Origin of the sequence: Rhabdothermincola sediminis, assembly GCF_014805525.1 — a bacterium.
Lineage (GTDB): Bacteria > Actinomycetota > Acidimicrobiia > Acidimicrobiales > Acidimicrobilacustridaceae > Rhabdothermincola > Rhabdothermincola sediminis.
Genome location: NZ_JACFSZ010000001.1, coordinates 271056 through 294822 on the forward strand (window position 1 = coordinate 271056; position 23767 = coordinate 294822).

The following is a 23767-nucleotide window of genomic DNA, read 5'->3' on the forward strand; positions in this document are numbered from 1 at the left end:
GCCGATCCTACGATGGGTCGCCTATGTCCGAGCCGATCTCGCGGGCCGACGTCGCGCACGTGGCGCGGCTGGCCCGCCTCTCGCTGACCGACGACGAGCTGGACCTGTTCACCGGGCAGCTCGCCGCGGTGCTCGACCACGCCCGGGATGTCGAAGCGCTCGACCTCGACGACGTGGAGCCCACGACTCACCCCTATCCCTTGGCCAATGTCTTCCGTGACGACGAGGTCGCACCAGGCGTCGATCGCGACGAGGTGCTCGCCCAGGCGCCGGCTGTCGAGGATGGGCGCTTCCGGGTTCCCCCCATCCTGGGAGAGGAACCGTGAGCGCGCAGGAGCTGGCCGCGGCGATCCGAGCCGGCGAGCGCTCGGCCCGAGACGTGCTCGACGAGCACCTCGCGACCATCGAGGCCCGTGAGCCGCAGATCCACGCGTTCAACCTCGTGCTGGCCGACGAAGCCCGAGCGGCGGCGGAGGCGATCGACCGGCGGGTGGCGGCGGGCGAGGACCCGGGGCCCCTGGCCGGCGTGCCGGTGGCGTTGAAGGACAACCTCTGCACCCGGGGCACGCCCACCACCTGTTCGTCGCGCATCCTCGAGGGGTGGTGCCCCCCCTACGACGCCACCGTGGTGGAGCGGCTGCGGGCCGCTGGCGCGGTCATCGTCGGCAAGACCAATCTGGACGAGTTCGCGATGGGCAGCTCGACGGAGAACTCCGCCTTCGGCCCGACCCGCAACCCCCACGACGAGACGAGAGTGCCCGGCGGCTCCAGCGGCGGCAGCGCGGCGGCGGTCGCGGCGGGCTTCGTCCCGGTCGCGCTCGGCTCCGACACCGGCGGATCGATCCGCCAGCCCGCCGCGCTGTGCGGCGTGGTGGGGGTGAAGCCCACCTACGGGCTCGTGTCGCGCTACGGCTTGGTTGCGTTCGCGTCGTCGCTGGACCAGATCGGGCCTCTGACCACCACCGTGGCCGACGCGGCGCTCGTGCTCGAGGTCATCGCCGGCCACGACCCGCGTGACAGCACCTCGATCCCCGAACCGGTCCCTGCTCTCTCCGCGGTGCTCGACCACGGGGTGGAGGGCCTGCGCATCGGTGTGGTGTCCGAGCTGCTGGGCCAAGGGGTGGCAGCGGACGTGGTGGCGCGGGTCCACGCCGCTGCCGACGCGCTGGCGCGGGCGGGCGCGACGGTCGAGCCGGTGTCGGTGCCGGCTGTCACCTACGGCCTGTCCGCGTACTACCTCATCGCGCCGGCCGAGGCGTCGAGCAACCTGGCCCGCTACGACGGAGTGCGTTACGGGCCACGGGTCGACGCGGCGACCACCGGGGAGATGATGACCGCCACCCGTACCCGGGGGTTCGGGGCCGAGGTCAAACGCCGCATCATGCTCGGCACCTACGCCCTGTCCGCCGGCTACTACGACGCCTACTACGGCAAGGCCTTGCGGGTGCGCACCCTCATCGGGCGCGACTTCGCGGCGGCCTACGAGCACCATGACCTGCTCCTCTCGCCGACCTCGCCCACTACCGCGTTCCCGCTCGGGGACAAGACCGCCGATCCGCTGTCGATGTACCTCTCCGACGTGTGCACCATCCCGAGCAACCTGGCCGGCCATCCCGCGGTTTCCGTGCCGTTCGGGACGGGAGCCGACGGGTTGCCCGTCGGGGTGCAGCTGCTGGCCCCGGCCCTGCACGAGGCGACCCTGCTCCGAGCCGCCGCCGTGCTCGAGCTGGCGAGGGAGGAGGCGTCATGACCACCATCACCAGCGCGACCACCGGGCGCGAGTGGGAGTACGTGATCGGCCTCGAGGTGCACTGCGAGCTGGCCACCGCCACCAAGCTGTTCTGCGCGTGCCCGAACGAGTTCGGCGCCGAGCCCAACACCAACGTCTGCCCGGTGTGCCTGGGGCTCCCCGGTTCCCTCCCGGTGCTCAACCGCCGAGCGGTCGAACTGGCCATGCGGCTCGGTCGAGCGCTGCACTGCACCGTGGAACCGTCGGTGTTCGCCCGGAAGAACTACTTCTATCCGGACATGCCGAAGGACTACCAGATCAGCCAGTACGACCGACCCACCAACGTCGACGGCTGGCTCGAGCTGGCCGATGGCACCCGGGTGGGCATCGAGCGGGCGCACATCGAGGAGGACACGGGCAAGAGCACCCACGTGGGCGGTGGCGGGCGCATCCACGAGGCCGGGTATTCGTTGGTGGACTACAACCGGGCCGGGGTGCCACTGGTGGAGATCGTGTCCCGCCCCGATCTGCGTTCCCCCGACCAGGCCAAGGCGTACGTGAGCGAGCTGCGCGGCGTCCTGTTGGCCACCGGGGCGAGCGACGCGAAGATGGAAGAGGGGTCGCTACGGGTCGACGCGAACGTGTCCGTGCGCCCGGTGGGCGAGACGTCGTTCGGCACCCGCTGTGAGATCAAGAACCTGAACTCGCTGCGTTCGCTGGGGCGGGCGATCGAGTACGAAGCCCGGCGCCAGATCGACCTGCTGGAGTCCGGCGAGCGGGTGGTGCAGGAGACCCGGCACTGGGACGAGGAGGGTGGGCGCACCCGTTCGGGGCGGTCCAAGGAGGAGGCCGAGGACTACCGCTACTTCCAGGAGCCGGACCTGGTACCGCTGGTCCCCGATCCGGCGTGGATCGCCGCCATCGACGAGTCGATGCCGTTGCTCCCGGCCGACCGCCGGGCCCGACTGGCCGAGGTGGTCGGCGGGCCGTCGGCGGCCGCCACGGCGATCGCGATCGCCGTCGAGCGCGGCCTCGACGGGCTGGCGCTGCAGGCCATCGCCGCCGGTGGCGACCCCGGGCGGGTGCTGACCCACGTCGAGCACGACCTGGCGGTCGACGGCGCCGAGCGGCTCGACCCGGCGTCGCTGGCCGCGCTGGTGCAGATGGAGGTCGACGGCCAGCTCACGGCCACCCAGGCCAAGCAGGTGCTCGCCGAGATGATCGAGACCGGCAGCGACCCGGGGGCGATCGCCCTCGCCCGGGGCTTCGAGGCCATGGACACCGCCGAGCTGGAGGTCGTCGTCGATGAGCTCATCGCCGCGCACCCCGGCGAGTGGGATGAATTCGTCTCGGGCGACGACAAGCGTCGGGGCAAGTTGACCGGCTTCTTCGTCGGACAGGTCATGAAGGCCACCAAGGGCAAGGCCGACGGCAAGGTGGTGACCCGGCTCCTCGAAGATCGGCGTGCAGGCAGCAACTAGGGTTTGCGCACCCCCGCCCGGGGGGCTCGACGAAGGAGAGGTCCATGCGCAAGCTGGGTGCGCTGTTGCTCGCTGGTCTGTTTCTGGCCGGTCTGGTGGGCTGCAGCAGTAAGAAGAGCGACACGACGACGGAAGCAGGAGGTCGGGAGACCGCCGGGACCTCGGCGGAGACCGAGAGCGCCGAAGGGGAGGGGGGTTCGGGTGACAGCTCCTCCGGTGACAGCTCCTCCGGTGGCAGCGCCTCGACGGACGAGCTCGACCTCAGCAACCTCGGCGGGCTCGGCAACTGCCTCGAGATCGGGGCGGCCTACGCGAGCGTCCACCTGAACGCCTTGGGCGCCGGCGACGAGCAGACCAGGGCCGAGCTGCAGAAGGCGCTCGACGACCTCGAGGGTGAGCTGCCCGACGACATCCGCGACGACCTCCAGGTGATCGCCGACGGGATCTCGAGGAGCAAGAACCTGGTTGAGGTCGGGGAGTTCTTCGACAGCGAGGAATACACGAAGGCCAACGCGAACATCGAGCGGTACATCAACGAGGAGTGCGGCACGAGCGGGTGATCTCCACGCGGCCTCGTAGCCACTCGAACCGGTCAGCCGGGGTGTCGGGACGTGCCCGTCCGGCTGGTCGGTTCGAGTGGGTGGACCGGTGACCGGTCCGGGCCGACGACCACCCACTGCTCACCGGCGAACCGCAGTCCCAGGGTGACTGCTCGCACCCCCATGAAGATGATCAGCGCGCCCCACAGCCAGCCGATCCCGCCGTCGTAGAGCAGCACGCCGATCGCCGCCGGGACGAAGGCCACGACGGCCACCACCATCGCCCAGGCCAGGTAGCCAAGGTCACCCGCGCCGATCAGGATGCCGTCCAGCGCGAACACGAACCCGTTGAGCGGCTGCATGATCGCCACGAACACCAGCAGGAACGACGTGAGGCTGATCACCAGGGCGTCGTCGGTGAAGACCTCGGGGAGCGCCCAGCGGGTGAGCAAGACCCCCGCGCCGAGCACCACGCCGACCACGATGCTCAGCTCGATCATCCGCCCTGCCGCGGCCCGGGCCACCCCTGGCTCGGCGGCGCCGAGGAACCGTCCGGTGAGCGCCTGGCCGGCGATCGCCAGCGCGTCGAGGGCCAGCGCGAGGAGGCTCCAGATCTCGAACGCGATCTGGTGGGCAGCCACCTCCGGGGACCCGATCCGGGTCGCCACGGCGGTGGCGAGGAGGAACGCCCCCCGCAGCGCGGCCGTGCGGATGAAGAGGTCGCGACCAACGGCGACCAGCCGGCGGAGGCTGTGCGGGTCGGGTCGCAGGGGCACCCTGTGACGGCGGACCGCACGCCGGACCCACAGGACGTACACCGCCGCCGAGCCCCACTGCGCGATCACGGTGGAGAGCGCCGAGGCGCCGATGGCGAAGCCGAGCCCGATGATGAGCACGAGCTCGAGGCCCAGGTTGAACGCCGCAGAGCACACGGCGACGAGTAGCGGGGTCCGGGTGTCCTGCAGGCCGCGCAGGTAGCCGGTGCCGGCGAGTACCACCAGCATGGCGGGGATGCCGATCAGGCTGATGCGCAGGTAGGTCAACGCTTCGGTGCGCACGGATCCGCTGGCGCCCACCAGGGCGACCAGCGGTCCGGCGAGCGCGTAGCCGGCAACGGCGAGGACCATCCCGACGAGCATCGCCAGCCACATGCCCTGTACGGCCTCGTGGGCGGCTCGGCGCTCGTCGCCCGCCCCGAGGAGGCGGGCCACCGAGGCAGTGGTGCCATAGGCCAGGAAGATGAACAGCGAGTAGCCGATCAGCAGGATGCTGCTGGCCACGGCCAGCCCGGCGAGGGGCTCAGTGCCCAGGTGCCCGACCACCGCCGTGTCGGCGAGGACGTAGAGAGGCTCGGCCATCAGGGCACCGAGCGCGGGGAGGGCCAACCTCAGGATCTCGGCGTCGTGCGGATCGCGCCGCAACGGATGTCTCACGGTGCGTGGAGCATGAGTCGGAGCAGGGACGGACGGGTAGGGAGGCGGGCAGGTCTCGCGGCGCGAGTGGCCGGCGGGGGAGCCTAACCTTCGGGGCATGACGAACCCCATGAAGCCCCGCTCGCACGAGGTCACCGACGGCTTCGAGCGTGCGCCCGCCAGGGCGATGCTCCGAGCGGTGGGCATGACCGACGACGACTGGGACAAGCCCCAGATCGGGGTGTGCTCGTCGTGGAACGAGGTGACCCCCTGCAACCTGCCCTTGGACCGGCTGGCGAAGCGGGCCAAGGAGGGCGTGCGGGCGGCCGGCGGGTTCCCCATCGAGTTCACCACCATCGCGGTGAGCGACGGCATCTCGATGGGTCACGAGGGGATGCGGGCGTCGCTGGTCAGCCGGGAGGTGATCGCGGACTCGGTCGAGACCATGATGCACGCCGAGCGCTTCGACGCCATGGTGACCTTCGCCGGCTGTGACAAGTCGCTGCCGGGCATGCTCATGGCCGCGGCCCGCCTCAACCTGCCATCGGTGTTCGTCTACGGCGGCTCGATCCTGCCCGGCAACTGCAACGGCCAGGTCCTCGACATCGTGTCGGTGTTCGAAGCGGTGGGGGCGCGCGCCGCCGGCGAGATCACCCAGGAGGAGCTCGACCGGATCGAGCGCAACGCGTGCCCCACCGAGGGGAGCTGCGGCGGCATGTTCACCGCCAACACCATGGCCTCGGTCGGCGAGGCGCTCGGCATGTCGCTGCCGGGCTCCGCCTCGCCCCCCGCGGTGGACCGCCGCCGCGACGACATCGCCCGGGCCAGCGGCGCGGCGGTCGTCGAGCTGCTGCGCCTCGGCATCCGGCCCCGGGACATCATGACCAAGGCCGCGTTCGAGAACGCCATCGCAGTGGTGATGGCGCTCGGCGGCTCGACCAACGCGGTGTTGCACCTGCTGGCCATCGCCAACGAAGCGAGGGTCGAGCTCGAGCTGGACGACTTCAATCGGGTCGCGGCCCGGGTCCCGCACATCGCGGACACCAAGCCCCACGGGCAGTACCACATGACCGACATCGACCGCATCGGTGGGGTGCCGGTGGTCATGCGAGAGCTGCTCGAGGCCGGTCTGCTGCACGGTGACTGCCTGACCGTGACCGGCAAGACCGTGGCCGAGAACCTCGCTGCGCTCGATCCGCCCGCTCCGGACGGTGAGGTGGTGCACCGGGTACGCGACCCCATCCACGAGGTCGGAGGCATCGCGGTGCTCACGGGCTCCCTGGCGCCGAAGGGCGCGGTGGTGAAGGTGGCCGGGTTGGACTTCGACCGCTTCGAAGGCGTGGCCCGGGTCTTCGACGGTGAGGCGGCGGCCATGGAGGCCATCCTGGCCGGGAGGATCGATCCCGGCGACGTGGTGGTCATCCGCTACGAAGGACCCAAGGGCGGGCCGGGCATGCGCGAGATGCTGGCCGTCACCGGTGCGATGAAGGGCGCAGGCCGGGGCGCCGACGCGGCGCTGGTGACCGACGGCCGGTTCTCCGGTGGCACCCACGGGTTCTGTGTGGGCCATGTGGCGCCCGAAGCGGTTGACGGCGGGCCGATCGCCTTCGTCGAGGACGGTGACCGCATCGTGATCGACGCCGATGCGCACACCATCGACCTGCTGGTCGAGCCCACCGAGCTCGAGCGTCGCCGCCTGAACTGGAAGTTGCCTGAGCCCCGCTACACCACCGGTGTGCTGGCCAAGTACGCCCGGCTGGCGCAGGGCGCGGAGCGCGGTGCGATCACCGAAGCCTGAGACGGAGGTTGCCTCGGCGCCGGGGCCGTGGCACGCTGGTGGCGTCATGAGCACGCCCCGGGCCCTCGTAGTAGTCACCTAGCGCACGCCGCCCGAGCTTGCCGCGTGCGCGTCGTCGACCTCCCGATCGGGAGGTCGATGCAGTTTTCGGACCGGTACGGCAGCGCCCCGAGCGCCATCGCGAGACCCACCACCGACAGGAGCAGTGAAGGAACGGAGATGACCACACCGAGCAGCGGCAGGCGGATGGACGGCGGCCGGGCCCTCATCAAGGCCCTGGAGATGGAGGGCGTCGAGACCATCTTCGGGCTCCCCGGCGGCGCCATCCTCCCCGTCTACGACCCGATCATCGACTCGCCGATCCGCCACATCCTCGTGCGTCACGAGCAGGGTGCCGGCCACATGGCCGAGGGATTCGCCCATGCCACCGGCCGTCCGGGGGTGGCCATGGTGACCAGCGGCCCCGCGGCCACCAACATCGTGACCCCGCTCTGCGACGCCTACATGGACTCCGTGCCGATCGTGGTCATCACCGGGCAGGTGCCCTACGCAGCCATCGGCACCGACGCGTTCCAGGAGTGCGACACCACCGGCATCACCATGCCGGTCACCAAGCACAACTTCCTGATCAGCGACGCGCAGGACATCCCCCGGATCATCCGCGAGGCGTTCCACATCGCCACCACCGGTCGCCCCGGCCCGGTGCTGGTCGACGTGCCGAAGGACATCGTCGATCCGAAGAACCCTCGCTCGGCGATGGACTGGTACTGGCCCGAGGAGGTCGACCTGCCCGGCTACCGCCCCGTGACCGCTGGCGACCCCGAGGCGATCCGCCGGGCGGCCGAGCTGATCCTCGCCGCGGAGCGGCCGGTCATCTACGCGGGAGGCGGGATCCTCAAAGCCCGGGCCGCCGAGGTGCTGCGCGAGCTGGCGGAGCTGACGGGTATCCATGTGGTCACGACGCTGATGGCCCGGGGGGCGTTCCCCGACGACCATCCGCTGGCGCTGGGCATGCCCGGCATGCACGGCAACTACACCGCGGTCACCTCGATGCAGCGGTCCGATCTGCTGATCGCCCTGGGCAGCCGCTTCGACGACCGGGTTACCGGCAAGGTGCCGGCCTTCGCCCCCGAGGCGAAGATCATCCACGTCGACATCGACCCCGCGGAGCTGGGCAAGGTGCGCCGGCCCGATGTGGGCATCGCGGGTGACGCCCGGCTGGTGATCGAGGCGTTGATCGAGGCGATCGGCGAGCTCGGCGGCCCGTCACGCCAGCCCGATCGCCGGGCGTGGGGCGAGCAGATCCGCGAGTGGCAGCAGCGCTACCCCCTCACCTACCAGCCGTCGGAGCCGGGCGAAGCGCTCAAGCCGCAGTTCGTCCTCGAGACGTTGCGGGACAACACGCCCGACGACTGCATCGTGGCGTCGGGGGTGGGCCAGCACCAGATGTGGACCAGCCAGTACTGGAAGTTCAACCACCCCTACACCTGGGTCAACTCCGGCGGGCTCGGCACCATGGGCTTCGCGGTGCCGGCCGCCATCGGGGCCAAGGTGGGGCGTCCCGACCGCATGGTCTGGGCGGTCGACGGCGACGGGTGCTTCCAGATGACCGCGCAGGAGCTGGTCACGGCGGCGAGCGAGCGCATCCCCGTCAAGGTGGCGATCTTGAACAACGCCTATCTCGGCATGGTGCGCCAATGGCAGGAGATGTTCTACGAGGAGCGCTACTCGGAGGTCTACCTGTCACCCGACCTGCCCGACTACAAGATGTGGGCCGAGGCCATGGGCTGCATCGGGATGCGCGTCGAGTCGCCCGAGGAGGTCCTGCCGGCCATCGAGAAGGCGAACGAGATCGACGACCGGCCGGTGGTTATCGAGTTCCGCACCGACAGCCGCGAGAAGGTGTACCCGATGGTGCCGGCCGGGCTGAGCAACGACGAGATCATCGTCGACCCGGCCCACGGGGAGGGAGGTCACTGATGAACGTGGCCCCCGATCGTGGCGCCTCAGCGAAGCACCACATCTTGACGGTCCTGGTGGAGAACAAGCCGGGGGTGCTCACCCGGGTGGCGGGCCTGTTCGCCCGCCGGGGGTTCAACATCTACTCCCTGGCGGTCGCCCCGACGGAGGACGATCGTTTCAGCCGGATCACCATCGTGGTCGACGTGGAGTCCGCCCCGCTGGAGCAGATCATCAAGCAGCTCGACAAGTTGATCAACGTGGTGAAGATCGACGAGCTGGCTCCCGGCGAGGCGGTCGAGCGCGAGCTGCTGCTGGCCACCGTGGCTGCGCCTCCAGAGGTGCGGGGTCAGGTGATCGAGCTGGTCGGGGTGTTCGAGGGGCGGATCCTCAGCGTCGGGTGGCGCGAGCTGACGGTGTCGCTGGAAGGCTCACCGAGCAAGCTCGACGACTTCGAGGAGCTGATCGGCAACTACGGGATCGTCGCCCTGCAGCGCACCGGTCGGGTCGCGCTGCCGAAGCTGGAGCGCCGCACGCCGGACATCGAGGACCCGCCCGCCTGAGCGTGGGTCCTCCGCTCGGTCGCCCGTCACCGGCGCTGGTGCGCAACACCCGAGCGCTGCTGGCCGCGCTCGGCATCGCCTTCGCCGTGGCGTTGCTGACGGGCTCGGGCTCGACCACGGCCAGCGGAAGGCTCGGAGGCGACTACCCGTCCTTCTATGCCGCGGGGAAGCTCCTGTTGGAGGACCCTTCCAGGCTCTACGACCCGCAGGCCCAGGCTCGCGAGCAGCAGGGACTCTTCGGCGACGAGCGTGACGGTGGGCAGCTGTACTTCGCCTACCCGCCCTACGACGCCCTCCCGTATGCCGCGCTCGCCCAGCTGCCCTATCGCCTCTCCTACGCGGTGCACACCGCCGCGATGGTGGCGGCCGCGGTGGCCGCCCTCTGGCTGGTGCGTCCGATGGCACCGCTGGTCGATCGGTACTTCGAGCAGACGGTGCTGGCCGCGCTGGTGTTCTACCCCTTGTTCAAGGGGGTCACGGGCGGGCAGAACACCGCCCTGGTGCTACTGGCGGTAGCCGCGTTCGCCCGGGGGATGTGGGACGGGCGTGAGCTGCTGGCTGGGCTGGCGGCGGGCGGGCTGCTGCTCAAACCCCAGTACGCGGTGGTGTTGGTGGTGGTGCTGGTGGTGACCCGCCGCTGGCGCTCCCTCGGCGTGGTGGCCGCTGCGGGGGTGCTCGCGTACCTGGCCGGAGCCGAGCTGGCGGGCTGGGGTTGGGTGGGTGAGTGGCTCGACCAGGTGAGCTGGCTAGCCGAGGCCGACGCCCCCGCCAACGGGCACAACGCCATCTCCTTCCTGGGGGTGGCGGAGTCGCTGTGGGGGTTCGGCGCCCCGGTGGCCCAGGTGGTGGGATGGGGTCTCGCCGCGGTGGCGGCGTGCCTGGTCGCCGGGTGGTGGTGGCGCGCGCCGCGCTCGGCCGTGCCGGCGCTCATGGCGGTCACCGCGCCGGTCGTGCTGCTGGTCGCGCCGCACGCCATCTACTACGACGGCGGCCTGCTCGTGCTCGCCTTGGCGATCCTGGCGGCAGGCTTCGCCACGTCCACCCGCACCAGGTGGGCGGTAGCCGTCGTCTACGGCATCTCGCTGCTCCAGCCGTGGTCGAACTCACTGCGAGTGGCCCCGGTGTTCGTGGTGACGGTCGGGGTCCTCGGGTGGGCCGCGGCCCGATGGACGGCGGAGCGCCGAGCTGCGCGGGTGCCCGGCCCGGGCGCTGCCGGCGCTGCGGGCGCGCACCCGCCGATCACCTAGATTCGTAGAGCCGCTCGCGGGTGCGAGCCATCACTGAAGGGAAGCGACTGGTGGCCAACATCTACTACGAGAAGGACGCCGACCGTTCCGTCATCGCCAACCGGAAGGTGGCGATCATCGGGTACGGATCACAGGGGCATGCGCACGCCCTGAACCTCAAGGACTCGGGCATCGATGTGCGCATCGGGCTGCGCGAGGGATCGAGTTCGCGGGAGAAGGCCACCGCTGCCGGGCTGAAGGTCGCGTCCATCGCGGAGGCTTCGGCCGAGGCGGACCTGATCATGATCCTGGCGCCCGACACGGAGCAGAAGGCCATCTACGAGCGCGACATCGCGCCCGGCCTCGACGACGGTGACGCGCTGTTCTTCGCCCACGGCTTCAACATCCGCTTCGGTCGCATCGTCCCGCCGGCCGGGGTCGACGTGGTGATGGTCGCTCCCAAGGGCCCCGGTCACCTCGTGCGCCGGACCTACGAGGAGGGTGGCGGCGTGCCGTGCCTGCTCGCCGTCGAACAGGACGCCACCGGCAAGGCCAAGCAACTCGGGCTCGCCTACGCGGATGCCATCGGCGGGGCGCGAGCGGGGGTGATCGAGACCACCTTCACCGAGGAGTGCGAGACCGACCTCTTCGGTGAGCAGGTGGTGCTGTGCGGAGGCACCACCGCCCTGGTCCAAGCGGGGTTCCAGACGCTGGTCGACGCGGGGTACCAGCCCGAGATCGCGTACTTCGAGTGCCTCCACGAGCTGAAGCTCATCGTCGACCTCATGTACGAGCAGGGCATCTCCGGGATGCGCTACTCGATCTCCGACACCGCCGAGTACGGCGACTTGACCCGTGGCCCCCGGGTCATCAACGACGCCGTGAAGGCGGAGATGCGGGTCATCCTCGAAGAGATCCGCTCGGGGAAGTTCGCCGAGGAGTGGATCGCCGAGAGCGAGGCCGGCCGCCCCAACTTCCTGGCTCTGGAGGCGGCGGGCAAGGAGGCCCAGATCGAGAAAGTGGGTGAGCAGCTCCGGGCGATGATGCCCTGGATCAGCGCGGGCAAGACCCGCGTGCAGGACGCCTCCGGCGGCCAGGGCTGACCGCCCAGGCGAGCTCGTTGGGTCGCGGCGCTCGCAGACCTTAGGCTGGCGCCGCTTCGCTGCGACCACACCGCCCGAGGAGGATCCGCCATGCCCGAGTCCGAGTGGGGGTTCGAGACCCGCCAGATCCACGCAGGTCAGGAACCAGACCCGGCCACCGGCTCCCGCGCGGTGCCCATCTACCAGACCACCTCGTACCAGTTCCGCGACACCACTCACGCCGCGAACCTCTTCGCCCTGGCCGAGGTGGGCAACATCTACACCCGGATCATGAACCCGACCCAGGCGGTGTTCGAGGCCCGGATCAACAGCCTGGAAGGCGGCTGCACCACCGCGATCGGCATCCCTGGTGCGCTGGCGCTGTCGAGCGGTCAAGCGGCGGAGACCTTCGCCATCCTCAACCTGGCCGAGCACGGCAGCCACATCGTGTCCTCCGCGGCCCTCTACGGCGGCACCTACAACCTCTTCCACTACACGCTGCCCAAGATGGGCATCGAGGTCACCTTCATCGATGACCCCGACGACCTCGACGAGTGGCGTGGGGCCATCCGCGACAACACCAAGGCGTTCTACGGGGAGACGATCGGCAACCCCCGCAATGACGTCCTCGACATCGAAGGTGTGTCGGCCGTCGCGCACGAGGCGGGCATCCCCCTCATCGTCGACAACACGGTGGCCACGCCGTGGCTGATCCGCCCGCTCGAGCTCGGCGCGGACATCGTCGTGCACTCGGCCACCAAGTTCATCGGTGGGCACGGCACGTCCATCGGCGGCGTGATCGTCGACGGTGGGTCGTTCGACTTCTCCGCCAGCGGGAAGTTCCCGATGTTCACCGATCCTGACCCCAGCTACCACGGGCTCGCCTACTGGCCGGCGCTCGGCCCCGGCAGCTACATCCTCAAGGCCCGGGTCCAGCTGCTGCGCGACATCGGCGCCGCGGTGTCGCCGTTCAACGCCTTCCTGTTCCTGCAAGGGCTCGAGACGCTGAGCCTGCGCATGGAGCGCCACAACGCGAACGCCCGGGCGGTGGCCGAGTTCCTGGCCCAGCATCCGCAGGTCGAGCGGGTGCAGTACGCCGGCCTGCCGGGATCACCGTGGTACGAGCGGGTCCAGCGCTACACCGGTGGCCGGGGTGCGGGCTCGGTGCCGGCGTTCGTCATCAAGGGAGGGGTCGAGGCCGGCCGGCGCTTCGTAGAGGCGCTGGAGCTGCACAGCCACGTGGCCAACATCGGCGACGTGCGAAGCCTGGCCATCCACCCGGCGACGACCACGCACAGCCAGCTCACCGAGCAGGAGCAGCGCGACACCGGGGTCGAGCCGGGGCTGGTGCGCCTGTCGGTGGGTCTGGAGACGATCGAGGACATCATCGCCGACCTGGAGAAGGGCTTCGCCGCAGCAGGATGAGCCCTGGCGGCCGCGGCCGTCGTCGTACCGCTTCGTCAGGGGGAGACAGCGGCCGATGGCCACCGACCATCGGGGGCATGGCAGTTCGCGCCGCGTCCAGGACCGCCCGCTCGATCACACTCGAGGTGGCGGGGACGAGATCCCGCCATCCATGAACGGAGCCGGCGCTGGCCCCGCTCGCCGAGTCCGCGGCCGCGGCGCTCACCGCTGCACTCGACTCCCTCGGCTCGGCCACCTGAGCGGACGGCGAGCCGCGGAGTCGAGCGAAGCTGAACCGCGTTGAGCTAGCGTCCTCCGCCATGCGCTCACCGTCGAGAACTTTCACCGCTCTCCTGCTCGTGGCCCTGATCGCCGCACCAGCCGTCGCCCCCACCACCAGCTCGGCCGCCGAGGCCCCACTGGTGGTGTCGGGCTACTCCGACGATCGGGTCGATTCCGGTTGGGGGCTCTTCTCGTTCTGCGGAGATGACCTGCGAGCCATGTTGAGTGACACCGCGAATTTCGGGGCCGGCGGCGTCGTCGAGCGGCCCATCTCGCTCCCCAGCCCCGGGGTGGACACCGTCACCCCCGGCTCGCTCGACGGAGTCGACGTCTTCTTCACCGGCTGGGTCCAGACCAGCACTTACACCGCCGAGGAGCGAGCGGCGCTGTTGGACTTCGTGCTCGGCGGGGGCGCGGTGATCGCCACCACCGACGACACCAACCACAACATCGCCGATCTCTTCGGCCTCACCCTGGCCGACAGCGGCTATTCGTCAGCCACACCCGTCGCCCCGGCCTCCCCGCTGATCAACGGTCCGTTCGGGACGGTGACCACGATCACCTTCTCGGGTAACCAGGGCATCTACTCGGGGCTGGGCGCCGCCTCTGCCATTGCCCAAGCCGACCCAGGTCTCGGGCCCGCCGTGGCGTTGCTCCCGCCGGGTGCGCTCGGGCCCGGCTCCGGTCCAGTGGTGCTGGTCGCGGATGTCGACGTCTTCTCCACCGCGGACGTCTCTTGCGTCGACGGTGCGGGGATGGGCGCGGTGGCCAACTCGGTGTTCGTTCGCAACGTGTTCGCCTACCTGGCGTCCCTCTCGGGAACACCGACCACGACGACCACCTCCCAGCCGGTCGAGTCGTCCTCCACGACCACCACGACCGCCGGGGCGACGTCGGTCCCACAGGCGACGCCACGGTTCACCGGCTGAGCCCGGCCCATGTGATCGCGCCGCCGGGCGCCGCGCGTTCACATGGTCTCGGCGAAGCTCACCTCACCCGAGCCGCGCAGCACGTTCTTGAGCAGCTTGCCGGAAGCGTTCCGGGGCAGCTTCTCCGTACGTAGCTCGACGTACGCGGGCACCTTGAAGTTGGCCAGCGTCTCGGCCACCCACGCCTGCACGTCGCGCTCGGTCAGGGTGCTACCGGGCACCACCTCGATGACCGCCTTCACCTCCTCGCCGAGCTCGGGGTGCGGCACGCCGACAACGGCGGCGTCCGCGATCTCGGGGTGCTGCACCAGGCGCTGCTCGATCTCGACGCAGTACACGTTCTCCCCGCCGCGGATGATCATGTCCTTGGCCCGGTCGGTGATGTAGAGGTAGCCGTCGGCATCCAGGTGACCGATGTCGCCGGTGTGCAACCACCCGCCCTCGTCGAGGATCTCCGCCGTGGCCTCGGGCTTGCCCCAGTACCCGGGCATGACGATCGGGCCCTTGATGAGCACCTCGCCGGTCTGGCCCTGGGGCACGTCGTTGCCGTTGGCGTCGACGATGCGGATGTCGACCACCGGCACCGGCGGGCCGACGGAGGCCGGCTTGTCGATGGCGTCCTGCCCGTTGATGACGGTGGCCACCGAGCTGGTCTCGGTGAGGCCGTAGGCGTTGGAGGTGCTGCGGACGTTGGGGAACGTTTCACGCACCATCCGCTGCAGCTCCTCCGCCGAGGGGCTACCGCCGAAGGCGACGGAGGTGACCGTGGAGGTGTCGTAGTCGTGACGGCCCTCGAACTCGCACACCCGCCACACCATGGTGGGCACCGTGGCCCAGATGGTCACCTGCTCGTCCTGGATGAGCTGGAGCGCCTTCGCAGGCTCGAACCGGCCTTCCGGGATGACGAGCTTCACCCCCCCGAGGGTGCCCACCACCAGGCTCGAATGGCACCCGGAGACGTGGAACAGGGGCGAGGTCAGCAAGGCTGCCGTCTGTGTCGGGGCACCGGCGCGCAAATCGGGGGTCGAGCCCGGGTCGGCCATGCCGGCGGCGACCGTGTTGTAGACGGTGTTCTGGAGGTTGGCGACCATGTTGCGGTGGGAGGAGATGGCCCCTTTCGGTCGCCCCGTGGTGCCGCTGGTGTAGAAGATCACCGCGTAGTCGGCCTCGTCGATCGGCGTGTCGGGGAACGCCGGTGTGGGGTTCACGGTGAGCTCGCCGAACCGGCGCAGGCGCGGGTCGTCCCCGACGTCGGCGGGCTCCGCATCGATCAGGTACACCGCCTCCAGCTCGGGCAGCTCGCCGAGCGAGCCGGCGATGCGGGCGATGCGGTCCCGGTCCGCCACCAGCACCCGAGCGCCCGAGTCCCGCAGGCCGTAGAGGATCTCGTCGGCCTTCCACCAGCCGTTGAGCCCCACCAGGATGGCGCCGCTGTTCACCGTGGCCCAGAACGTGAGGCACCACTCGGGGTTGTTCGCAGACAGCACGGCCACCCGGTCGCCGTGGACCACGCCGACATCCTCACGCAGGTGGTTGGCAACGGAGTTGGCCAGCCGGAAGAACTCCCCGAAGCCGATGCGCCGGTCGCCGTACACGATGAAGGGTTGGCCGTCGCCGCGGCCCGCCGCGATCTCAGCCACCGCCCGGAGGTGCGGCAGACGGTCCTTGTAGATCTTCATCTCGACGCCGTCGATGGTCGCGGTGACGACCTCGAAGGCACCTCCGGGGCCGGTGAGCAGCTCCCTGATCTCCGCGGTCGTCGCCATCGTCACTCCCTCAGCGCGCCCACCACATGGTCGATGCAGTGCGTCAAGGCTTCCACATCGGCCGGCTCGATGGCGGGGAACAGCGCGATCCGGAGCTGGTTGCGGCCCAGCTTGCGGTACGACTCGGTGTCGACGATGCCGTTGCGGCGCAGCACGCCGGCCACGACGTTCGCGTCGACCGCGTCGTCGAGGTCGATGGTGGCCACAACGTGGCTGCGATCCTCGGGGCGCTCGACGAAGGGGGTGGCATGGTCGCTGCGCTCGGCCCAGCCGTAGATGATCTCCGCCGAGGTGTCACAGCGCGAGGCCGCCCATTCGAGCCCGCCGTTACCGTTGATCCACTCGACCTGTTGCACGGCGAGGAAGATGGTGGCCAGCGCGGGCGTGTTGTAGGTCTGGTCCTTACGGCTGTTCTCGAGCGCGATCGAGAGGTCGAGCGAGGCTGGGATCCATCGCCCCGAGCGGGCGATGCGCTCGATGCGCTCGAGCGCCGCGGGCGACACCGCCGCCAGCCAGAGGCCGCCGTCGGAAGCCAGGCACTTCTGGGGCGCGAAGTAGTAGACGTCGACCTCGGTGGGGTCAAAGCGCAGCCCGCCGGCGGCCGAGGTGGCGTCGACCAGCACCAGGGCCTCGCCCGCGGAGACGCCGGGCGGCCGGGCTGGGGTCATGGCCACCCCGGTGGAGGTCTCGTTGTGAGTGAGCGCGTACGCGTCGACGTCCGGCGTGGGCGTCGACTCGGGATGGGTGCCGGGTGGCGAGTCGATCACCTCCGGCTCGTCGAGGTGGGGCGCGGCCGCGACCGCGGCGGCGAACTTCGCCGAGAACTCACCGAACGAGAGGTGCTGGCTGCGGCGCTCCACCAACCCGAACGTGGCCGCGTCCCAGAACGCTGTGGTGCCACCGTTGCCGAGGATGACCTCGTAGCCGTCGGGCAGCGCGAGGAGCTCGGCCAGGCCGTTGCGCAGGGCGCTCACCATGAACCGCACGGTCGCCTGCCGGTGGCTGGTGCCGAGGTAGGTGGTCTTGGCCGCGGCGAGCGCGTCGACCGCTTCGGGGCGGACCTTCGAAGGGCCGCACCCGAACCGTCCGTCAGCCGGGAGCAGGCCGGCCGGGATCGAAATGTCCGGGATCTCGCTGGTCACGGTCTGTCACGCTAGCGTCGCCCTTCGACCCTCCGATCCGGCCGCTGTCCGAGGACCGACCCGCCATGACACCGACCCACCAGCGCATCGCCGCCCGTGTGGCGGCCATCACCGAATCCGCCACCCTCGCCGTCGACGCCCGGGCCAAGGCGTTGAAGGCCGCCGGCGAGTCGGTCATCGGCTTCGGAGCGGGCGAGCCGGACTTCCCGACCCCGCCTCACATCGTCGAGGCCGCGGTCGAGGCCTGCCGGGACCCTCGCAACCACCGCTACACCCCGGCAGGAGGCTTGCCCGAGCTGAAGGAGGCAATCGCGGTCAAGACCCGGCGCGACTCGGGGTTGGCGATCTCCTCCGACCAGGTCCTGGTGACCAACGGTGGCAAGCACGCGGTCTACAACGCGCTCACCACGCTGCTCGACCCTGGCGACGAGGTGCTGCTCCCCGCGCCCTACTGGACCACCTACCCCGAGCCGATCGCGCTCGCGGGAGCGAGAGCCGTGGTGCTCCCCACCGACGAGTCAACCGGTTTCCGGGTCACCGTGGAGCAGCTCGACGCGGCCTGCACCGAGGCCACCAAGGCGCTGCTGTTCGTCTCCCCGTCGAACCCGACCGGGGTGGTCTATCCCGAAAGCGAGGTGCGAGCCATCGGCGAGTGGGCGCTCGAGAAGGGCATCTGGGTGGTCACCGACGAGATCTACGAGCACCTCACCTTCGGCGAGCACCGCTTCGCGTCGATGCCCGCGTTGGTGCCGGAGCTGGCGGAGCGTTGCGTGGTGCTCAACGGCGTGGCCAAGACCTACGCGATGACCGGTTGGCGGGTGGGCTGGATGATCGGCCCGACCGACCTCATCGCTGCGGCCACCAACTTCCAGTCGCACGTCACCTCCAACGTGGCCAACGTCAGCCAGCGAGCCGCGCTCGCCGCGGTCGCCGGTGACCTCGATGCGGTGGCCGAGATGCGGGCCGCGTTCGAGCGTCGGAGCCGCACGATCCATCGGATGCTCAACGAGATCCCCGGCGTCACGGCCATCGAGCCCCAGGGCGCGTTCTACGCCTTCCCGTCGATGCGGGGGGTGCTGGGCAGGACGATCGCCGGTCGCCAGCCCGCCACCACGCTCGACCTGGCCGAGCTGATCCTGGAGGAGGCCAAGGTGGCGATCGTGCCCGGCGAGGCCTTCGGCGCGCCCGGCTATGCCCGGCTCTCATTCGCGCTGAGCGACGACGACCTGGTCGAAGGGGTGTCGCGCATCGGCGCGCTGCTCGCCACTGCGACGTAGCGATGACCCGGCTCCTGCCCTACGGTTCCTGGCCCTCGCCGATCTCGGCCGGCCTGATCGTCGAGCACGCGGTGTCGATCGGCGAGGTGGCCGTCGGCACCGACGACGTGTGGTGGTCGGAGCTGCGCCCCCAGGAGGGAGGACGGGTCGCGGTCGTCCGCCACCGCCCGGGCGGCGAGCAGCTCGACGTGCTCCCAGAGGGCTGGTCGGCGCGCACCCGGGTGCACGAGTACGGCGGGGGAGCGTGGTGGCTCCACGACGATGCCCTGTTCTTCGCCAACTGGGCCGACCAACGGCTGTACCGGCTCGACGGTCACGGCTCGCCGCGCCCGCTGACCCCCGAGCCGCCCCGCCCGGGAGCTGACCGCTACGCGGACGGGCGGGTCACGGTCGACGGACGGTTCGTCGTCTGCGTCCGGGAGCGCCACCGGGATGGCGCGGAGCCGGTGAACGAGCTGGTGGCGCTGGACGCGCACGACGGCGGCGAGCCGGCCGTGCTGGTGTCCGGCCCGGACTTCGTGTCCTTCCCCCGCCTCAGCCCGGACGGCCGGCGGCTGTGTTGGACCCAGTGGAACCACCCCGACATGCCCTGGGATGCCACGGAGCTGTGGGTGGCCGAGCTCGAGGAGCGGAGCGGCTCCCTCGCCCTCGCCGGGGCGCGGCCGGTGGCGGGCGGTCCCGGTGAGTCGATCTTCCAACCCGAGTGGGTGGCGGACGGGTCGTTGTTGTTCGCGTCGGATCGCAACGACTGGTGGAACCTCTACCGGCTGCCCGCGGCCCACCTCGACGCCACCACCGACTCGGGCTCTCCCCCCGAGGCGGAGGCGGTGGTGGTCGTCGATGGCGACATCGGGGTCCCGCAGTGGGTGTTCGGCCTGTCCCGCTACGCCCCGCTCGCCGATGGCCGTCTGCTGGTGGCCTGTGCCCGGGACGGGGTCGACCACCTGCTGGTGGCCGAGCAGACCGCCGGCGGCTGGGTTACCCACCCGCTCGACACCCCGTTCACTGCCATCTCCGCGGTGCACGCCTTCGGCGAGGGAGCGGTGCTGGTGGGCGCATCGTTCACCGTGGAGCCCTCCGTGGTGGTCGCCAGCATCCCCGCCGGCGGCGGCTCGATCGACGTGGCGCACCTGCGACCGCCGCGCCGGCTCGGTGTCGACGAGCGGTGGTTCTCGGTCCCCGAACCGGTGACGTTCCCGACAGCGGACGGCGAGCAGGCCCACGCGCTGCTGTACCGCCCGACGAACCTGGAGGTGCGCGCGCCCGACGGCGAGCGCCCGCCGCTGGTGGTGATCAGCCACGGCGGCCCCACCGCCGCGGCCCGACCGCAGCTCAACCTCACCATCCAGTACTGGACGTCGCGTGGCCTCGCGGTGGCCGACGTCAACTACCGGGGCAGTTCGGGATATGGGCGCCGCTACCGGGAGGCGCTCGCCGGCCGGTGGGGGATCGCGGACGTCGAGGACTGCACGGCGGTGGCCTCGTTCCTGGCAGCCCGCGGTGACGTCGCCGCCGATCGGCTGGCCATCCGGGGCTCGAGTGCCGGGGGGTTCACGACCCTGTGCGCGCTCGCCTTCCACGACGTCTTCGATGCCGGGGCGAGCCTGTACGGCGTCAGCGACCTCGAAGCCCTGGCCCGTGACACCCATAAGTTCGAGTCCCGCTACCTGGACCGGCTGGTGGGCCCGTATCCGGCGGCGAGAGACCGGTACGTGGAGCGCTCGCCGATCCATCATGCCGACCGGATCGGGTGCCCGGTTATCGTCTTCCAAGGGTTGGAGGACGAGATCGTGCCGCCCGACCAGGCGGAGGTGCTGGTGGCGGCGCTTCGGGCCAAGGGTCTCCCGGTGGCCTACCTGGCCTTCGAGGGCGAGCAGCACGGGTTCCGCCGGGCGGAGACCATCGAGCGCGTCCTCGAGGCGGAGCTGTACTTTTACGGCCGGGTGCTCGGCTTCGACCTCGCCGACCCGGTCGAACCGGTCGAGATCGAGAACCTCTGACGTTCCGTCCACCCGCCGGCCGGCGGGGGAGCGAGCGGGGGCAGGACATGACCGACGATCCCGCGTACGACGCGATCGCTCGATTCGTCACCGAGCGCGAAGCCCGCCGAGCGGTGGAGTCCCTCGTGGGGCACGGCATCGGCGCGACCTGGGAGCCGACCCCGGTGCCCGACCCCGACACCGGGCGGCAGACCTTCACCTTGCTGGTCGTGCCCGGTGACGGCTCGCGCGCCCGGGAGATCCTGGGGTTGCCGCCGGTCGCCGGGGAGCAGGTCACCGGGCGGCGCAAGCTGCCCCAGTGGGCGTACGTCGTGGGGATCTTCGTGGCCGCGCTGATCATCCTGCCGACCATCGCCTTCTTCGTGAGCTACAAGCTGGCCGGCGGCTGAGACCCGTCGCGATCGGGTGCTCACGATCACCACGGAGCGCATTGGCGGGTGCGGCCGCCCACCGGACAGGATGGCGCCATGGCCCGCATCCTGGTGACCGAGACCATCGCCGAGGGCGGCCTCGAACGGCTGCGAGCGGCCGGGCACGAGGTCGACGTGCGGTCGCCCTCCTCCGCCGAGGAGCTGCTGGAACTGGTGCGTGGCGCCCAGGCGCTGATCATCCGGTCCGCGACCCAGGTCACCGCCGAGGTGCTCGAGGCGGGCTCGGAGCTCGTGGTGGTGGGACGGGCCGGCATCGGCCTGGACAACGTCGACGTCGCCGCGGCCACCGAGCGGGGCGTGATGGTCGTCAACGCACCCCAGTCGAACGTCCTGTCGGCCGCCGAGCACACGATGGCGCTGCTCCTCGCGCAGGCACGGAACATCCCTCAGGCGAACGCGGCGCTGAAGGAAGGGCGCTGGGAGCGCTCGCGCTGGACGGGGGTGGAGCTCTCGGACAAGACGCTCGGCATCGTCGGCCTGGGCCGCATCGGCAAGCTGGTGGCGCAGCGGGCCCTGGCGTTCGGCATGCGCCTCGTGGCCTACGACCCATTCGTCTCGGCGGAGCGGGCCCGCCAGCTCAGCGTGGAGCTGCTCGAGCTCGACGAGCTGATGGCGGTCGCCGACTTCGTGACCCTGCACGTGGCCAAGACACCCGAGACCGTCGGGCTGATCGACGCCGCCCGGCTGGAGAAGGCCAAGCCCGGCATCCGCATCATCAACGTCGCCCGGGGCGGCATCGTCGACGAAACGGCCCTCGCGGAGGCCATCCGCTCGGGCCACGTGGCGGGAGCGGCGCTCGACGTGTTCGACACCGAGCCCTGCACCGAGTCACCGCTGTTCGAGCTGCCCAACGTCGTCGTCACGCCGCATCTCGGTGCGAGCACCCACGAGGCGCAGGACAAGGCCGGCGACACCATCGCCGAGCAGGTCGTGCTGGCGCTCGCCGGTGACTTCGTGCCCTTCGCGGTCAACGTCAGCGCAGCCGAGGCCTCCGAGACGGTGCGGCCGTTCCTGCCGATGGCCGAGCGGCTGGGCGAGCTGTTCGCCTCGCTGTCCGGCCTCGCCGGATCGCTGGAGATCGAGTATCAGGGCCAGATCGCCGGCTACGACACGCGGATCCTCACCCTGGCGGTGCTCAAGGGGTTCTTCGGCCGTGTGAGCGACCAGCCGGTGTCGTACGTGAACGCTCCGGCCCTCGCGGAAGAGCGGGGCATCGAGGTGCGCGAGTCGTCCACGACCACCTCGCACGACTACGTGAACCTCATCGCCCTGCGGGGTGGTGGCCATGCGCTGGCCGGCACGCTGGTGGGCCTCAAGGGCGAGCCGCGGATCGTGATGGTCGACGACCACACGGTCGACGTGCCGCCGGCCCGCCACATGCTGGTGGTGCGCAACGAGGACCGCCCCGGCATGATCGGGGTGGTCGGCACGGCGCTCGGCCGGGCGGGCATCAACATCGCCGACATGGACGTGGGCCGCTCCGCCGAGGGGGTACCGGCGCTGATGGTGCTGGCCACCTCCCAGAGCGTCCCGGTCGAGGTCCAAGAGGAGCTGCGGGCCGCGGGCGGGATCATCTCGGTGCATGCGGTCGACCTGTCCTAGCCGGCGGTCGTGCCCGGCGATGTCGCCGGCCAGTGGCGCTAGGTGACGGTGATCGTCACTTGGCCGCCGGGGTGCACGGTGCAGGCACCCTGGTAGACGCCCGCCCGGTCGAAGCGGTGGACGAGCTCCTCGCCGGCCCGAACCGCGAAGGGACCGACCTCGTGGGTCCGGTCGTCGTCGTTGCGGACCACGAAGGTGGTGCCCACCTTCAGGCGCAGATCGGTCGGGATGAGCTCGACCGGCTGGCCCGCGTCGATCTGGCGGCCGGTGCCGGCGGGGATCACCACTCGGTACTCGCTCGGCCGGTCACCGAGCACCACCGCCGCGACACCGACCGCCGCCAGGACCATCAGCACCGCCCCGGCGGCCATCATCGCCCACACCACGAGCGCGGGGGAGCGACCGGGCCGCGGCTCGGAGCTGGCGACTTCAGGATGGTCGTTCACGCCGACGCTCCCTCGAGCAGGAGGCGCAGGTCGTGGGCCATGTCCTCTGGTGGTGTGCCGAACGGCCACTCGACGAGCACCGTGCCGCCGGTGTCGACCACGTAGGTGGTGGCGCTGTGGGCCACCTCCACCGTGCCGTCCGGGAGGCGATCCACCCGCGATGACGCACCGAACGCCTGCTCCGCGGCGCGCAGCGTCTCCAGGTCGGTGGTGCGGATCGCGTGGTAGCGGTCGGCGAAGGAGGCCAGGTAGGCCGAGAGGCGCTCGGGAGCGTCCCGCTCGGGGTCGACGGTGATCATCGCCAGGTCGATCCGTCGGCCGTCGCCACCGAGCAGCTCCCGCGCGGCGCGCAGGTCGGCCAGGGTGGTGGGGCAGACGTCCGGGCAGCTCGTGTAGCCGAAGTACACCACGAGCAGCTCGCCCGGGGCCGACCGGAAGCGGAAGGTGTCACCGGTGCCGCCGACGGTCGCATCGGGCAGACTGATCGAGCCCACCTCGAGCGGGGTGGCGCGGGTGATGCCGAGCAGCTCGGTCGAGTCGGTCCTGCCCGGTCCGGCCCTCTCATCGGACCCACAGCTCATCAGGGTCGTGGTGAGGGCCAGTGCGATCATCCCCACGAGGAGGGATCGCCAGCGCCGAGTCGGGTAGGAGGGCATGGGAGGCATTCTGGCTGCTGGTGGGGCGGCAGGGAGGCCGGGA

The 23767-nt window shown here is 70.7% G+C and carries 20 protein-coding genes; 15 read left to right on the top strand and 5 right to left on the bottom strand.

What is annotated here, in order from left to right:
- Nucleotides 1-23 precede the first annotated feature (23 nt).
- From gatC to HZF19_RS01445, 4 genes are read left to right on the top strand one after another with little or no spacing between them, the layout of a single operon-like run.
- Nucleotides 24-326, top strand: coding sequence for an Asp-tRNA(Asn)/Glu-tRNA(Gln) amidotransferase subunit GatC (gatC, locus tag HZF19_RS01430; protein WP_208026939.1), 303 nt, complete (start codon nt 24-26; stop codon nt 324-326).
- Nucleotides 323-1750 (top strand): Asp-tRNA(Asn)/Glu-tRNA(Gln) amidotransferase subunit GatA, encoded by a 1428-nt coding sequence (gene gatA, locus HZF19_RS01435; protein ID WP_208026940.1) that lies wholly within the window; start codon nt 323-325, stop codon nt 1748-1750. The genes gatC and gatA overlap by 4 nt, the downstream gene beginning before the upstream one ends.
- Nucleotides 1747-3210 carry an Asp-tRNA(Asn)/Glu-tRNA(Gln) amidotransferase subunit GatB gene (gene gatB, locus HZF19_RS01440; RefSeq protein WP_208026941.1) on the top strand — a complete coding sequence of 488 codons (1464 nt, stop codon included), beginning with the start codon at nt 1747-1749 and terminating at the stop codon, nt 3208-3210. The genes gatA and gatB overlap by 4 nt, the downstream gene beginning before the upstream one ends.
- Nucleotides 3211-3254: 44 nt before the next feature.
- Nucleotides 3255-3770: a hypothetical protein gene (locus HZF19_RS01445; RefSeq protein WP_208026942.1), complete on the top strand. Its 516-nt coding sequence runs from the start codon at nt 3255-3257 to the stop codon at nt 3768-3770.
- Between the two features lie 32 nt (nt 3771-3802).
- Here HZF19_RS01445 and HZF19_RS01450 read toward each other — a convergent pair whose 3' ends face one another.
- Nucleotides 3803-5182 (bottom strand): MATE family efflux transporter, encoded by a 1380-nt coding sequence (locus tag HZF19_RS01450; protein WP_208026943.1) that lies wholly within the window; start codon nt 5180-5182, stop codon nt 3803-3805.
- Nucleotides 5183-5279: 97 nt separating this feature from the next.
- Here HZF19_RS01450 and ilvD point away from each other — a divergent pair, with 97 nt between their 5' ends.
- From ilvD to HZF19_RS01485, 7 genes are all read left to right on the top strand, one after another.
- Nucleotides 5280-6959 (top strand): dihydroxy-acid dehydratase, encoded by a 1680-nt coding sequence (gene ilvD, locus HZF19_RS01455; RefSeq protein WP_208026944.1) that lies wholly within the window; start codon nt 5280-5282, stop codon nt 6957-6959.
- Between the two features lie 138 nt (nt 6960-7097).
- Nucleotides 7098-8939: an acetolactate synthase large subunit gene (locus HZF19_RS01460; RefSeq protein WP_208026975.1), complete on the top strand. Its 1842-nt coding sequence runs from the start codon at nt 7098-7100 to the stop codon at nt 8937-8939.
- Complete coding sequence (gene ilvN / locus HZF19_RS01465; protein ID WP_208026945.1) at nt 8939-9481, top strand: acetolactate synthase small subunit; 543 nt, start codon at nt 8939-8941, stop codon at nt 9479-9481. Before HZF19_RS01460 ends, ilvN begins: the two co-directional genes overlap by 1 nt.
- 2 nt (nt 9482-9483) lie before the next feature.
- Entirely contained in the window at nt 9484-10728 is a 1245-nt protein-coding gene (locus HZF19_RS01470) for a glycosyltransferase family 87 protein (protein ID WP_208026946.1), read from the top strand.
- A 29-nt stretch (nt 10729-10757) separates the two neighbouring features.
- Entirely contained in the window at nt 10758-11810 is a 1053-nt protein-coding gene (ilvC, locus tag HZF19_RS01475) for a ketol-acid reductoisomerase (RefSeq protein ID WP_208026976.1), read from the top strand.
- A gap of 90 nt (nt 11811-11900) precedes the next feature.
- Nucleotides 11901-13214, top strand: coding sequence for a bifunctional o-acetylhomoserine/o-acetylserine sulfhydrylase (locus tag HZF19_RS01480; RefSeq protein WP_208026947.1), 1314 nt, complete (start codon nt 11901-11903; stop codon nt 13212-13214).
- A gap of 299 nt (nt 13215-13513) precedes the next feature.
- Entirely contained in the window at nt 13514-14404 is an 891-nt protein-coding gene (locus HZF19_RS01485) for a hypothetical protein (protein ID WP_208026948.1), read from the top strand.
- 38 nt (nt 14405-14442) lie between these two features.
- Here the strand turns inward: HZF19_RS01485 and HZF19_RS01490 are convergent, their stop codons facing one another.
- Both HZF19_RS01490 and serC read right to left on the bottom strand, forming a co-directional pair.
- Nucleotides 14443-16170: a class I adenylate-forming enzyme family protein gene (locus tag HZF19_RS01490; protein WP_208026949.1), complete on the bottom strand. Its 1728-nt coding sequence runs from the start codon at nt 16168-16170 to the stop codon at nt 14443-14445.
- A gap of 2 nt (nt 16171-16172) precedes the next feature.
- Entirely contained in the window at nt 16173-17300 is a 1128-nt protein-coding gene (serC, locus tag HZF19_RS01495; protein WP_208026977.1) for a phosphoserine transaminase, read from the bottom strand.
- A 77-nt stretch (nt 17301-17377) separates the two neighbouring features.
- On the opposite strand from serC, the gene HZF19_RS01500 reads away from it, so the two are divergent.
- From HZF19_RS01500 to serA, 4 genes are all read left to right on the top strand, one after another.
- Nucleotides 17378-18589: a pyridoxal phosphate-dependent aminotransferase gene (locus HZF19_RS01500; RefSeq protein ID WP_208026950.1), complete on the top strand. Its 1212-nt coding sequence runs from the start codon at nt 17378-17380 to the stop codon at nt 18587-18589.
- A 2-nt stretch (nt 18590-18591) separates the two neighbouring features.
- Nucleotides 18592-20589: a S9 family peptidase gene (locus HZF19_RS01505; protein ID WP_208026951.1), complete on the top strand. Its 1998-nt coding sequence runs from the start codon at nt 18592-18594 to the stop codon at nt 20587-20589.
- 47 nt (nt 20590-20636) lie between these two features.
- Nucleotides 20637-20978, top strand: a complete 342-nt coding sequence (locus HZF19_RS01510; protein WP_208026952.1) for a hypothetical protein — start codon at nt 20637-20639, stop codon at nt 20976-20978.
- Nucleotides 20979-21056: 78 nt separating this feature from the next.
- Entirely contained in the window at nt 21057-22622 is a 1566-nt protein-coding gene (serA, locus tag HZF19_RS01515) for a phosphoglycerate dehydrogenase (RefSeq protein ID WP_208026953.1), read from the top strand.
- 38 nt (nt 22623-22660) lie between these two features.
- Here the strand turns inward: serA and HZF19_RS01520 are convergent, their stop codons facing one another.
- Nucleotides 22661-23068 carry a cupredoxin domain-containing protein gene (locus HZF19_RS01520; protein ID WP_208026954.1) on the bottom strand — a complete coding sequence of 136 codons (408 nt, stop codon included), beginning with the start codon at nt 23066-23068 and terminating at the stop codon, nt 22661-22663.
- A complete protein-coding gene (locus tag HZF19_RS01525) occupies nt 23065-23724 on the bottom strand; it encodes an SCO family protein (RefSeq protein ID WP_208026955.1) in 660 nt (219 codons plus the stop codon). Before HZF19_RS01525 ends, HZF19_RS01520 begins: the two co-directional genes overlap by 4 nt.
- Between the last annotated feature and the right edge of the window lie 43 nt (nt 23725-23767).

Coding starts and splice junctions, on each gene's coding strand:
- ilvN (WP_208026945.1), top strand. CDS start 8,939: ATGAACGTGGCCCCCGATCGTGGCGCCTCAGCGAAGCACCACATCTTG.
- HZF19_RS01500 (WP_208026950.1), top strand. CDS start 17,378: ATGACACCGACCCACCAGCGCATCGCCGCCCGTGTGGCGGCCATCACC.
- gatC (WP_208026939.1), top strand. CDS start 24: ATGTCCGAGCCGATCTCGCGGGCCGACGTCGCGCACGTGGCGCGGCTG.
- HZF19_RS01505 (WP_208026951.1), top strand. CDS start 18,592: ATGACCCGGCTCCTGCCCTACGGTTCCTGGCCCTCGCCGATCTCGGCC.
- HZF19_RS01485 (WP_208026948.1), top strand. CDS start 13,514: ATGCGCTCACCGTCGAGAACTTTCACCGCTCTCCTGCTCGTGGCCCTG.
- ilvD (WP_208026944.1), top strand. CDS start 5,280: ATGACGAACCCCATGAAGCCCCGCTCGCACGAGGTCACCGACGGCTTC.
- HZF19_RS01490 (WP_208026949.1), bottom strand. CDS start 16,170: ATGGCGACGACCGCGGAGATCAGGGAGCTGCTCACCGGCCCCGGAGGT.
- serA (WP_208026953.1), top strand. CDS start 21,057: ATGGCCCGCATCCTGGTGACCGAGACCATCGCCGAGGGCGGCCTCGAA.
- HZF19_RS01480 (WP_208026947.1), top strand. CDS start 11,901: ATGCCCGAGTCCGAGTGGGGGTTCGAGACCCGCCAGATCCACGCAGGT.
- HZF19_RS01510 (WP_208026952.1), top strand. CDS start 20,637: ATGACCGACGATCCCGCGTACGACGCGATCGCTCGATTCGTCACCGAG.
- gatB (WP_208026941.1), top strand. CDS start 1,747: ATGACCACCATCACCAGCGCGACCACCGGGCGCGAGTGGGAGTACGTG.
- HZF19_RS01460 (WP_208026975.1), top strand. CDS start 7,098: ATGCAGTTTTCGGACCGGTACGGCAGCGCCCCGAGCGCCATCGCGAGA.
- HZF19_RS01525 (WP_208026955.1), bottom strand. CDS start 23,724: ATGCCCTCCTACCCGACTCGGCGCTGGCGATCCCTCCTCGTGGGGATG.
- HZF19_RS01445 (WP_208026942.1), top strand. CDS start 3,255: ATGCGCAAGCTGGGTGCGCTGTTGCTCGCTGGTCTGTTTCTGGCCGGT.